General features: G+C 72.3%; 12 protein-coding genes. 7 read left to right on the forward strand and 5 right to left on the reverse strand.

What is annotated here, in order from left to right; genetic code table 11:
• Positions 1 to 23 precede the first annotated feature (23 nt).
• Positions 24 to 626 (reverse strand): phosphoesterase PA-phosphatase, encoded by a 603-nt coding sequence (locus J2S43_RS20040; protein ID WP_306831419.1) that lies wholly within the window; start codon positions 624 to 626, stop codon positions 24 to 26.
• 169 nt (positions 627 to 795) lie between these two features.
• Here J2S43_RS20040 and J2S43_RS20045 point away from each other — a divergent pair, with 169 nt between their 5' ends.
• The 6 genes from J2S43_RS20045 (at position 796) to J2S43_RS20070 (ending at position 6,491) form a co-directional block, all read left to right on the forward strand.
• Positions 796 to 1,842 carry a LacI family DNA-binding transcriptional regulator gene (locus J2S43_RS20045; protein ID WP_306831420.1) on the forward strand — a complete coding sequence of 349 codons (1,047 nt, stop codon included), beginning with the start codon at positions 796 to 798 and terminating at the stop codon, positions 1,840 to 1,842.
• 1 nt (position 1,843) lies between these two features.
• The gene (locus tag J2S43_RS20050; protein ID WP_306831422.1) at positions 1,844 to 2,056 is read left to right on the forward strand and encodes a hypothetical protein; all 213 of its coding nucleotides are present in this window, start codon (positions 1,844 to 1,846) and stop codon (positions 2,054 to 2,056) included.
• 15 nt (positions 2,057 to 2,071) lie between these two features.
• On the forward strand, positions 2,072 to 3,007 hold the full coding sequence (locus J2S43_RS20055; protein WP_306831425.1) for a GNAT family N-acetyltransferase: 936 nt from the start codon (positions 2,072 to 2,074) through the stop codon (positions 3,005 to 3,007).
• Positions 3,008 to 3,016: 9 nt separating this feature from the next.
• A complete protein-coding gene (locus J2S43_RS20060; RefSeq protein ID WP_306831427.1) occupies positions 3,017 to 4,531 on the forward strand; it encodes a glycosyltransferase family 39 protein in 1,515 nt (504 codons plus the stop codon).
• Between the two features lie 63 nt (positions 4,532 to 4,594).
• Complete coding sequence (locus tag J2S43_RS20065; protein ID WP_306831429.1) at positions 4,595 to 5,773, forward strand: hypothetical protein; 1,179 nt, start codon at positions 4,595 to 4,597, stop codon at positions 5,771 to 5,773.
• A gap of 1 nt (position 5,774) precedes the next feature.
• Complete coding sequence (locus J2S43_RS20070) at positions 5,775 to 6,491, forward strand: hypothetical protein (protein WP_306831431.1); 717 nt, start codon at positions 5,775 to 5,777, stop codon at positions 6,489 to 6,491.
• On the opposite strand, the gene J2S43_RS20075 is transcribed toward J2S43_RS20070, so the two are convergent.
• From J2S43_RS20075 to J2S43_RS20090, 4 genes are read right to left on the reverse strand one after another with little or no spacing between them, the layout of a single operon-like run.
• Entirely contained in the window at positions 6,484 to 7,122 is a 639-nt protein-coding gene (locus J2S43_RS20075; RefSeq protein ID WP_306831433.1) for a maleylpyruvate isomerase family mycothiol-dependent enzyme, read from the reverse strand. The genes J2S43_RS20070 and J2S43_RS20075 overlap by 8 nt on opposite strands.
• 20 nt (positions 7,123 to 7,142) lie before the next feature.
• Positions 7,143 to 8,204 carry a family 2 encapsulin nanocompartment cargo protein polyprenyl transferase gene (locus J2S43_RS20080; protein ID WP_306831435.1) on the reverse strand — a complete coding sequence of 354 codons (1,062 nt, stop codon included), beginning with the start codon at positions 8,202 to 8,204 and terminating at the stop codon, positions 7,143 to 7,145.
• Positions 8,201 to 9,631 carry a family 2B encapsulin nanocompartment shell protein gene (locus tag J2S43_RS20085; protein WP_306831437.1) on the reverse strand — a complete coding sequence of 477 codons (1,431 nt, stop codon included), beginning with the start codon at positions 9,629 to 9,631 and terminating at the stop codon, positions 8,201 to 8,203. The genes J2S43_RS20080 and J2S43_RS20085 overlap by 4 nt, the downstream gene beginning before the upstream one ends.
• Entirely contained in the window at positions 9,631 to 11,046 is a 1,416-nt protein-coding gene (locus J2S43_RS20090; RefSeq protein WP_370881768.1) for a family 2B encapsulin nanocompartment shell protein, read from the reverse strand. The genes J2S43_RS20085 and J2S43_RS20090 overlap by 1 nt, the downstream gene beginning before the upstream one ends.
• Before the next feature lie 323 nt (positions 11,047 to 11,369).
• Here J2S43_RS20090 and J2S43_RS20095 point away from each other — a divergent pair, with 323 nt between their 5' ends.
• A complete protein-coding gene (locus J2S43_RS20095; protein ID WP_306831439.1) occupies positions 11,370 to 12,131 on the forward strand; it encodes a class I SAM-dependent methyltransferase in 762 nt (253 codons plus the stop codon).
• Positions 12,132 to 12,150: the final 19 nt, after the last annotated feature.

The raw sequence follows: 12,150 nt of genomic DNA on the forward strand, positions 1-12,150 counted from the left end.
GACGGCGCCCCGCTGCGAGATTCTCAGAAGAACAGCGGGCCGAGCAGCATGGCGACGGCGGCGCCGCCGGCGGTCCCGGCCGCGACCTGCAGCCAGGTGTGGTCGGCGAGCCGGACGCGGGACCAGGCGACGGCCGCGACGACCGGCACTCCGATCAGCAGCACGGGCCCGAAGAGCCAGATCAGGCCGGTGGTGGAGGCGGCGGCGACGGCCGCGTGCACGCTGAGCTTCCAGACCAGGTTGCTGAGCATGACGAGCGTCAGCACGCCGAGCATGACGACGATGATGCCGATCAGGTGGCTCGGCGCCTTGAGCAGCCAGATCAGCAGCAGGCCGGCGAGGACCGAGGCGATCGCGAGCAGCAGCGGGGTGCGGCGCTGTTCCCGGCGTCCGATGTGGTGGTCGGTGAGCGCGCCCCGCATCACGCCGTACCGGACGATGCCGTACGGGATCAGCGCGCAGGGTATGGCGGCCAGCAGCGCCCACCAGACACCGGTTACGGACCGGGTCTGCTCGATCGCGAAGACGAACGGCATGGTCACGGCCCAGATCGTCGGCGCGAACACCTCGGTGATCACCCGGGCGAGTCTGTCCACAGTGGTCTTCTCGGGGGCGGCGACGCTCATCGCCAGATCATGTCAGGCGCGGCATCGCTCGCGGGCGGCAGGTGCGGGCCGCGGCTGAATCGATCCAGAAAGCCCCTTGAGGGTACGGCGACGCACGCGTACTGTATCGATCCAGAGCCCGACTGGATCGATACAGAGGAGGCGCGGCGTGAAGCCGACGCTACAAACCGTGGCGGATGAGGTCGGCGTGTCCCGCAGCACGGTCTCGAATGCGTACGGGCGGCCCGACCAGCTCTCGCCGGAGCTGCGCGAGCGCATCCTCAGCGCGGCCCGCCGGCTCGGCTACGCCGGTCCGAACCCGACCGCGCGGTCGCTGCGCCGCGGCCGGGCCGGCGCGATCGGCGTGCTCTTCACGGACGAGCTGTCCTACGCGTTCAAGGACCCGTTCGCGGTGCGCTTCCTGCAGGGACTGTCCCTCGCGGCGGAGCGGCACTCGACCGGGCTGCTGCTCATCCCGGTCCCGGACGACCCGGAGGCCGCGCGGGCCGCCGTGCGCAACGCGGCGGTCGACGGCTTCTGCGTGTTCTGCGTGGCCGAGGGGCACCCGGCACGCCAGGCGATCTTCGAGCGCGGGCTGCCCGTGGTCGGCACCGAGCTGCTGTCCACCGAGGCGGAGATGTTCGCGGCCGGCATCGATGAGGCGGCCGCGACCCGCACCGCCGGCGCGCACCTGACCGCGCTGGGCCACCACCGCGTGACGATCGTCGCGGACATGCTGCACCCGGCGCTCGGCCCGCTGGACCAGCCGATCCGCAGCCTCGAGGACATCTCCTACCAGGGCGAGCGCGAACGGTTGCGCGGTTACCAGGAGGCCTGGGACAAGGCCGGCCTGGACTGGGGCGAGGTAGAGATGATCAACGTACCGGGCAACAGCCGCGAGGCCGGGCTGGCGGGAGCCGCCACCGCGCTCGACCGGCGCGACCGGCCGACCGCGCTGGTCGCGTTCAGCGACGTGATCGCGCTCGGCGCGCTGGACGCGCTGCGCGCCCGCGGCCTGCGCCCGGGCCGGGACGTGTCGGTGATCGGGTTCGACGACATCCCGCAGGCGGCCGAGGCGGGCCTGACCACGGTCCGCCAACCGGCCAAGGAGAAGGGCCGCATCGCGGGTGAGCTGCTGCTCGACCCGCCGGCCACCGCCGAGGGGCGCCGCGTGGCGCTCCCCACCGAGCTCATCGTCCGGGCCAGCACCGGCCCGGCCCCCGACGGGAGGAACTGACATGGACACCACCGACGGCCTCGGCATGGACATGGCGATGAAGGCGATGATGCGCGAGGTGACCTCCGCGCAGCCGGGCGCACCGATCCGGCCGGACCGGCCCGCGCGGGGCGTGCGCGCGGCCGGTGCGCGCCGGGCGATCGCGCGGGCGCTGCACACCGTGGCCGACCGCGTCGAGCCGCGCACAAATTCGGGGACGTGCGCGACCGCCTGAGGTTAGGGTCGCACGGTGCTATCCCCACGGTGCGAGGTGCGCCGCCCCACCCCGGCGGACGCCGAGACGATCTTCGCGGTGATCCGGGCCCATCAGCTGGCCCGGATCGGGCGCGTCGACTACACGCTCACCGACGTCCAGGACGAGCTGCGCTCACCCGAGGGGGACCTCGGCCGGGACGCCTGGCTGATCTTCGAGGACGGGACCGCGGCCGGCTGGGGCTGGGCGTGGCCGAGCGGCGACGGGCTCGTCGACATGGACGTGTTCACGGTGGACGACGCGCTCGCGGACTGGCTCTGGGCCACCGTGCGCGAGCGCGCGGCCGAGATCGGGCGGGAGCGCGGCTGGGCCACCGTGACCGGCGACGTCGGCGTGTTCCGGGAGGACACGTCCACCGCCGAGCGGCTCACCGGCTACGGCTTCGAGGTGGGAACCGTCTACCACCGGCTGCGGATCGACCATGCCGGGCAGCGAGCGCTCCCGGTCGTACCCCCGGGATTCAGGGTTGAGAACGGTCTTGATTCTGAGCAGGTGCGACGCGATGCGCATGCCGTGCGCGAGGCCGCGTTCCACGATCACTACGGGCACGTGCGGAAGAGCTTCGACGAGTGGACGGCCTCGCTCGAGTCCGGGGACGTGCACGACTGGTCGTTCCTGAACGTGCTCTACACCGACGCGGGCGACGCGGCCGGGCTGGTGCTGCGCTCCACCCAGTTCGTGCCGGACGAGCGGTGTGGCTATCTGCGACTGCTCGGCGTGCATCCCGCGTTCCAGGGGCGCGGGCTGGGACGATGGCTGCTGCGGCACGCGTTCGCGGAGGACGCCCGGGACGGCTGGGCCGGCACGATCCTGCACGTGGACACGGATCCGCGGCGCCCGGCGCTCGGTCTGTACCTGTCCGAGGGCATGCGCGTCGTCCAGATCATCGACGCCTGGCGGCGTCCCATGTAAAGGCTCACGATGCGTCACGCCCGACTCCTCGCACCGGCCGTGGTGCCCGCGGTGCTGCTGCTGGTCACCGCGCTGATCAGCATCACCGGGCCGGGCTTCAGCTGGGACGAGGTCGCCACCGCGGACATCGCGCGGCGCACCCCGTCCGAGATCTGGGCGCTGATGCGGCACGTCGACGGCGTGCTCGGGCCCTACTACCTGCTCATGCACGCCTGGACCGGACTGGCCGGGATGTCCGAGGCCGCGCTGCGGCTGCCACAGGTGATCGCGATGGCGCTGGCCGCCGGTCTCACCGGCGAGCTGGGCCGCCGCCTGTTCACCCCGCTCACCGGCCTCACCGCCGGTCTGCTGCTGGCCCTCATGCCCAATTCGTTCCGGTACGCGGCGGAGGCCCGCCCGTACGCGTTCAGCGTGCTCTTCTCCGCCCTGTCCCTGCTGCTGTTGCACGTGGCACTGCGGCGGCCGGTGTGGTGGCGGTGGGCCGTTTACGGCGTGTCGGTCCTGCTGCTGGGCCTGAGCCACATCGTGGGCGCGTCGGTGCTGGCCGCCCATGCGGTGATCGTCTTCCGTCGAGGCCGCGGCCTGATCACGGCGTGGGCGCTCACGGCGTCCGTGACGTCGCTGCTGCTCGCGCCGCTGGTGCTGCTCGGCACCGGCCAGCAGGCCCACCAGGTGAGCTGGATCAAGCCGCTCTCCATGGCCATCCTGCGCCGCTCCCCCGCCGAGATCATCGGCTCCGCCTCGGCCGCGTGGCTGCTGATCGGCCTGGTGCTCGCGCTCGCCTGGCGCTCCCGTTTCGTCGAGCTGTGCGCGCTGTGCGCGGCGCCGATGATCGCGCTCGCGTCGTATTCGCTGCTCATCGGGCCACTGTGGGTGCCGCGCTACCTGCTGGTGGTGCTGCCGCCGCTGGCCCTGCTGGCCGCCGCGATCGTGTGCACCGCCCCCGCCCCGCCCTCCGCCCCGCCCTCCGCCACGCCCACCGCCACGCCCTCTGCCACGCCGCTGTCGCGAGCCGGATCACCGCCTCGCTCCGGCGACCGGGGATCGCGGTGCCGTGCGTGGCCGCCGGTCGTCGTGACGCTCGTGGTGCTGTTCGCCGTCGCCTGGCCGGAGCACCGGCAGCAGCGCGGCGACCTGGCGAAGAACGGCGCCGACTACCGCGCGCTGACCCGCCTGATCGCGGCCCGCGACCGCCCCGGCGACGCCATCCTCTACCAGGACGACAACCGCGCGCTCCGGGCCGGCGTCGACTTCTACTACCTCGGCGACCCGGCCCGCCCGGCCGACGTGCTGCTGGCCCGCAGCGCGGGCCAGGCCGGCCGGCTGACCGCGGTCGAACACACGGACGTGCCCGCCCACCTGGCCGGCGTCACCCGCGTCTGGTTCGTGGTCTCCTCCACCGGCCCCGGGGATCCACTGATCCACAAGCCGCACGCCGCCCCGGTGCTCCGCACCGACTTCCGCCGGGCGGGCCTGTTCACGGTCCACGGCGCGACGGTCGCCTTCTACCAGCGCATCAGGTGACCGGTTTGCGGCGCGTGGCTAGCATCGGCGATGCCCGATGGCCCCACCGTACGGAGCCGCATGATGGCCGAGACCCAGACCGTTCCGAGGGAAGAGCCGCTGCTGACGATCCGGCGTGAGGTCGTCGGCATGCCGGGGCGGCCGCCGTTCCCGTGGGCGGCGATCGTGACCGGAGGCCTCGCGCTCCTGGGCGTGATCGTGCTGGCGGTGTCCGGGAACGTGACGTTGCCGTTCGACCGGGTCGTGACGGTCGAGGTGCTGGCCGCGTCCAAGTCCGAGTACTTCAACGATCCGGTGGTCCAGCGCGTGCTTCTGCGGCACGGGCTCCGGCCGCACGTGACGTCGCGCGGCTCGTGGGAGATCGCCGAGCAGGATCTGGACGGCTACGACCTCGTGTTCGTCTCCGGGGCCGGTCCGGCGACCCACATCCTCGACGTTCTCAGCGCTCAGGGGCGTCTCACCACCACCTACAAGCCGTTCACCGCGCCGCTGGTGCTGGCCGGCTTCCGTGAGCATGCGGAGGCGCTGCGAACCGCCGGGGTGGCCACGGGTGGCCCGTTGTACTACACGCTGGACATGACGTCGTTCTTCGACCTGGTGGCGGAGCGACGGCGGTGGAGTGACCTCGGGCTGCGGAGCGAGAACCGCGTCGGGGTGTTCACGCCGCGGATCTGCCGCGCCAACTCGGCGGCGACGTTCATGGCGCTGGCCGCGTTCGTCCGGCACGGCATGGACGTCCCGCGGACGGAGGCGGAGGCCACGAAGCTGGCCGAGCAGGTCACGCCGCTGGTCAACGCGGTGGGCGAGGGCTCCGAGGATCTGCTGGTCCACTACAAGCGGCCGGAGGGCCGGGACACGCCGATCATCGCGATCTACGAGGACCAGTTCCTGTCGTACCAGCTCGAGCACCGCGAGCAGCTCGGTGCGGTGGACGCCGAGCGGGTGCTGTTCTATCCGTCGGTCAGCGTGCCGACCGAGCCGACGCTGATCCCGCTGCGGAGGCCGCTGGGCGAGCGGGTGGGCGAGCTGCTCCGGACCGATCCGGACCTGCGGCGCCGCGCCACCGAGCTGGGCTACCGGCTGACCAGCCGTGATTCCGCGCTGACTCCCGATCCGCTGCCCGACCACCTGCGCGACCGCGGTATTCCGGAGCCGCCGGTCGCCGAGGAGGGCGGCACTACGTTGCTGTCCCCCCGCCAGAACCTCCTGGAGCAGATGATCGGCATGACCGGAGGGTGCTGACATGGCGATCTTCGAACCGGCGTGGTGGCTGTGGATGGGCGTCTGGGTGCTCACCGCCGTCCTGCTGCTGCTCACGGCCGTGCTGGCGGTGCGGTACTGGCGGTCGCGCGCCCGGCGCCGGCGGCTGGACGACTGCTTCTACCTGGACACCGCGCGTCTCATGAAGATGTATCGGCAGGCGCGCTACCGGCCCGCGCTGCAGCGGCTGGTGGCCAAGCGGATTCGGCGCGGCCGCAACGCCAACCTCAACGCGGCGTTCGCCCCGTTCGCGGGCGACGCCGGCTGGCAGGTCGACGACGAGGTGTTCGAGACGTACATCGAGACGGACGAGCCCATCACCGTGATCGGCATCGTGATGGACATCCTGGAGAGGTCGGACGACATCGTCTACGTCGACCTGGAGACGCTGTCGATGACCGCGAACCCGGTGACCCGCGCCGCGGTCGGGCGTGGGACCACGGAGGCACCGCCCACCCGCGTCTCCTGGGTGCTCGTGCACGGCACCTACCGGCAGGACGGCGGCACCGCCGACCGGCCGGTCTTCCGCGCGCGGTACGGCGGCGACACCGACGCCCGGGTGCGCATCGACTGTGCCCGCACCGACCTGCCCGAGCGTCTGCCGGCCGGTGCGTTCCCGGCGCGCTGCCTCGGCAAGATCGAGGACTGGGACGAGAACACCCGCGAACTGACCGTCGACCCGCTCGCGGTGTTCAGGTGACGAGCGGGAACAGCGGTCCGGTGGCGCGGCCGGTGGCGGCCTCGATGAAGGCGATCGGGGACGGGATCGCGGCCAGGATGTCCGCGGTCTGCGCCAGGGGCGCCGATGGGACGGAAGGCTCCCGGCCGAGTGCGCGCTGCAGATCCAGCAGGTGGACGGTGGACTCCACGATGCCGATGCCGGCGGCCTCGGTGAGGGTCAGGCGGGCTATGCCGAAGTAGTCGACGACGACCGGGCCGAGCGTGCGGGCACCGGCCAGCGCGCGCGGGCCGACCTCCGCGAACGCGGCGGTCAACTGCGCGGGCGTGTGCTGCTGGGCGGCCTCGCGTGCGCCCTGGGCGACGCGTGGGGCCTGGAGCGCGGCCAGGCCGCCGGGGCGGTTCAGGTCGCGCAGCAGGGCGGTGGCGGAGTGGTGGGTGGGCTCGTCGGGGCGGACCAGGTCGAGCATCTGCGCGAAGCCGTGCGGCCACGCGGCGAGGTGGGCGAAGAGGGCCTTGACGTCCCAGCCTTCCAGCCGGGTGGGGCGGGTCCAGCGGGCGGCGTCCAGATCGTGTCCGTGCGCCGCCCACACCGCCCACAGCTCGCCGAGCGCGGTCAGGCGCGCCTCGAGCAACTGCTCCGCAGAGGACATGCCAAGCAGGATAATGGCGATCAGTACGACCGGTGGGTCGCCAGATGTGCCAGCGCGGTCAATTCCGCTGCCGCCGAGGGTGAACAGGAGGCGGCCGCCAGTGCCTCGGAGGCCTGGTGGAGCAGCGCGTCCCGGTGGGCGTGGCACCAGGCCCGGCCGCCGGCGTCGGCGACCAGTTCGGCGATCCGGGGCAGTTCCGCGTCGGTGAACGCGGTGTCCCGGTCGTAGCGGCGCATCAGTTCCCGGCCGGCCGGCGTGCCGGAGGTGAGCGCGGCCAGCACCGGCAGCGACTTCTTCCGGTTGCGCAGGTCGGAGAAGACCGGCTTGCCGGTGACGGCCGGGTCGCCCCAGATGCCGAGCAGGTCGTCGACGATCTGGAACGCGAGCCCGACGTGCGAGCCGAACGAGCCGAGCAGCGCGGCCTGTGCGGGCGCCGCGCCGCCGAGCAGCGCGCCGAGCGAGCAGGACGCGCTGAGCAGCGCGCCGGTCTTGTTGGCGGCCATCTCGAGGACGTCCTCCAGCCGTACCGTCGTGGTCTGCTCGAATCGCAGGTCGGCGGCCTGGCCGTCGATCAGCGCCTGCACCGCGGCGCACAGACCCCGGATCGCGGGTACGGTCGCCGGCGCCCCGGACGCGGCCAGCACGTCGATCGCGGCGGCGAGCAGCGCGTCCCCGGCCAGGATCGCGGTGTCGACGCCGAAGACCGCCCAGACCGTCGGCCGGTGCCGCCGGGTGGCGTCGCCGTCCATCACGTCGTCGTGCAGCAGCGAGAAGTTGTGCACCAGCTCGACCGCGACCGCGGCGGGCACGGCCGCCTCCCGGTCGCCGCCGGCCGCGGCGGCCGAGGTGAGCGCGAGCGCGGGGCGCAGCGCCTTCCCGCCGGACTCCGCGGCCGGGCTGCCGGTCGCGTCCCACCAGCCGAAGTGATATCCGCTCGGCCGTGCCGTGGACTCGGGCAGCGCGTCGATCGCGGCCCGCAGCGCCGGTTCCACCAGGGTGCGGGCGCGGGCCAGCACCGCGGCGGCGGGCTCCGCCGCGCCGGACGACCCGGCGGAGCCCCGTACCGTGGAGAGGGTTGTCACGACGTCGTGCCGATCTCGACGTGTTCGAGGACGCCGAGCGCGTCCGGGGTCAGCACCGCGGCCGAGAAGTAGTTGCTGACCAGGTACGACGTGATCGCGTTCGCGCCGACGCCCATGTACCGGACGTTGACGCCGGGTTCGGTCTCGTGCGGCAGGTCCTTCGGGATCAGGCCGACCACGCCCTGGTCCTCCACGCCGAGCCGCATCGCGATGATCGAGGTGGTGCCCGCCTCGGTCACCGGGATCTTGTCGCAGGGCAGGATCGGGACGCCGCGCCAGGACGGGACGAGCCGGCCCTCGACCTCGACCGCGGGCGGGGCCAGGCCGCGCTTGTTGACCTCCCGGCCGATCGCGGCGATCGCGCGCGGGTGCGCCAGGATCACCCTGGTCCTACGGCGGCGGGAGATCAGCTCGTCCAGGTCGTCCGGCGTGGGCGCGCCGCCGCGGGTGGCGACGCGCTGGGTCAGGTCCGCGTTGTGCAGCAGGCCGAAGTCGTGGTTGTTGACCAGCTCGTCCTCCTGCCGCTCCCGCAGTGCGGTGATGGTGATCCGCAGCTGCTCCTCGGCCTGGCTCATCGGGTTGTTGTAGAGGTCGGCGATCCGGGTGTGGACGCGTAGCACGGTCTGGGCGAGGCTCAGTTCGTACTCGCGTGGTGTGAGCTCGTAGTCGGCGAACGTGCCGGGCAGGTCCGGCTCGCCGTGGTGGCCGCTGGCCAGCGCGATGTCCGTCTCGCCGAACTTGTTCCGCTTGACCGCGGACATCCCGGCGACCCACGTCCGCAGATGTCCGATCAGATCGGTGCGGAGTGGACCGTCGAGCGACAGCAGCGCGTCCGCGGAGAGTTCCAGCACCGTGCACGCGGTCTCCGCGCGGACGGTGTGCGGGAACGTGATCGGCACACCGCGCTGCGACCCGAGCAGCGTCGAGGTCAGCGCCTCACCGCCCACGTGGTCCCCGTCCGCGATCATGCCGAGCCGCACCGCGTCGCCGTACTCGCCGGTCCGCAGCCGGGACGCCTTGCCGTGCGCGAGCAGGAGGAGCCGGTCGGCCGACTCTCCTTCCGCGGCGATGATCGCGCCGGGCGCGTACTCCCGCTGGACGAACCGGTCCGCCAGACGAGAAAGTCCGGAAATATCAACAAAAAGGGACAGGGCCGGGATCTCGCGCAGCGTGCCCGGGAGCACCCGCACCGCGGTGCCGTCGTTGACGAACCGCACCCGCCCGTCGCCGGTCTGGTATCGGGCCCGCCGGTTGACCCGGTACGCACCGCCCTTGACCGGCGTCCACGGCAGCATGCGCAGCAGCCACCGCGGTGAGTCCTCCGCGTTGTGCGGCCGCGTCTTCGTGGTGGTGGCGAGGTTCCGCGCCGCGGCGGGCCCGAGGGACCGCCGCGGTTCGCCGACCTCCCGATCGAGGAGGACCGTCATCAGTCCTCACGACCGAGTTCGACGTTCTCCAGGATGCCCAGCGCGTCCGGGACCAGCACGGCCGTGGAGTAGTACGCGCTGACCAGGTACTGGATGATGGCCTGCTCGGTGATGCCCATGAACCGCACGTTGAGGCCCGGCTGGTACTCGTCCGGGATGCCGGTCTGGTGCAGGCCGACCACGCCCTGCTTGTCCTCGCCCGCGCGCATCAGCATGATCGAGCTGGTCCGCCGGTCGGACACGCCGATCTTGTTGCACGGGAAGATCGGAATGCCGCGCCAGGCCGGGACCTGGTGGCCCGCCACGTCGATCGCGCTCGGGTAGACGCCGCGCTTGCTGCACTCCCGGCCGAACGCCGCGATCGTGCGCGGGTGCGCCAGGAAGAACGTCGGGTCCTTCCACACCAGCGCGAGCAGCTCGTCCATGTCGTCCGGCGTCGGCGGGCCGGACCGGGTGTAGATGCGCTGCTTCAGGTCCGCGTTGTGCAGCAGCCCGAAGTCGCGGTTGTTGACCATCTCGTGCTCCTGGCGCTCGCGCAGCGCCTCGACGGTCAGCCGGAGCTGCTGCTCGATCTGGTCCATCGGCTCGTTGTAGAGGTCCGCGACCCGGCTGTGCACGCGCAGCACGGTCTGCGCCACGCTCAGCTCGTACTCGCGCGGCGACGTCTCGTAGTCCACGTAGGTGGCCGGCAGGTCCGGCTCGCCGTCGTGGCCGGACGCCATCTCGATCGCGGCCTCGCCGTGCTTGTTCTGCGGTCGCGACGGCGCCGCCGCCAGCCGCTGCATGTGCGCGCGCAGCGGCTCCGCCTGGCCGTTGAGCTGCTGCATCGCCTGCGCGGGCAGCTCCAGCACGGTGCAGGAGGTGATCGTCCTGATGCTGTACTTCCAGCGGCCCGGCGTGCCGGTCAGCACCTGCTCACCGAAGTAGTCGCCGTCCGCGAGCAGCCCGAGCACGGTCTGGTCGCCGTACTCGCCGGCCCCGATCTTGTTCACCTTGCCGTGCGCGATCAGGTAGACGCGGTCCTGCGTCTGCCCCTCGGTCACGATGATCTCGCCGGGCCCGTACTCCCGCTGCTGGAATCGCTCGGCCAGCGCGGCCAGCGCGTTCGCGTCGGAGAACCCGCGCAGCGGCGGCAGCTCGGCCAGCTCCATCGGCACGACCTTGACCTGCGAGCCGGTCGACGTGAACGTCACGCGCCCGTCGCCGATCGCCACGCTGAGCCGCCGGTTGACCCGGTAGACGCCGCCGGAGACCTGCACCCAGGGCAGCAGCTTCAGCAGCCACCGCGAGGTGATCCCCTGCATCTGGGGCGCGGTCTTGGTGGTGGTGGCCAGATTTCGAGCGGCCTCCGGCCCGAGGGACCGCCGCTGCGGCTGGTCGCCGTTCTCCGCGGGCCGGGTCCCGACCGTGTCCAGAAGAGTCACGCGCACAACTCCGATCGATGTGGGCGCCCACGCCTCGTCGCGCGGTGCGGCCATGGGGAAGACGGGCGCACCTATGTGACAGTCGGGCACCCCGCGTTGACAAAAATATGCAAGATCCCCTAAAACGGACACGAGGAAACGCCAAAATCCCTCTTTAGGATCAAAACCCCACAAAACCTTCGAAAAACACCAAAAGCTGCTATGCGGGTACGGCAGGCGACCGCTCTCCGGTCCGCTGCGCTTCCACGCCCGAGTAGTCACCCCCGGCGCAAAGGAGCGGCGGCACCCGGGGCGGACATGGCACGATGCCCGGTATGTCTGCTCGCGCGTTGAGCTTCGGGTCGGTCGCGGAGGCCTACGAACGATTCCGGCCGGGCTATCCACCGGAACTCCACGACCTCGTGACCGGCTACGCGGGCCGCCCGATCCGCACGGCGCTGGAGATCGGCGCCGGCACCGGCAAGGCCACCCGCCTGTTCGCCCGCCCCGGCACCACCGTCACCGCGACCGAACCCGACGCCGCCATGCTCGCCGAGCTGCGCCGGCACGTACCCCCCGGCGTCCGGACCGTGCACAGCACGTTCGAGGACCTGCGGCCGGCCGGATCGTTCGACCTGGTCTACGCGGCCGCCGCACTGCACTGGACCGCGCCGGACGGCCGCTGGCCGCGCATCGCCGCCATGCTGGAGGCCGGCGGCACGTTCGCCTCGTTCGGCGGCCCGATCCGCCTCGCCGACCCGGCCGTCGACGCCGCGGTCCAGGCCGCCCGCGCGCCGTTCCTGGACACCGACGAGTTCCCCTCCCCGGACGGCACCCCGCCCGAGCAAGAAATGCAGTGGCCCGGCACCGAACTCCAGCGCTGCGACCTGTTCACCGACGTCCGCCAGTCCACGATCGCACGCCGCGTCACGGTCAGCGCCGCCGGCTACATCGGCCACCTCTCCACGATCTCCGCCTACCTCCTACTGCCGCCGCCGGTCCGCGACCAGCTCTTCCGCGCCATCGGGGCCGTCCTCCCACCCACCGTCACGCTCGTCACCGACATCACCGCGCACCTCGCCCGCCGCGTCCCCTGACCGGCGCGCCCCTGCAGGC

It is taken from the genome of Catenuloplanes nepalensis (assembly GCF_030811575.1).
In the GTDB taxonomy this organism is placed as follows: Bacteria; Actinomycetota; Actinomycetes; order Mycobacteriales; family Micromonosporaceae; genus Catenuloplanes; species Catenuloplanes nepalensis.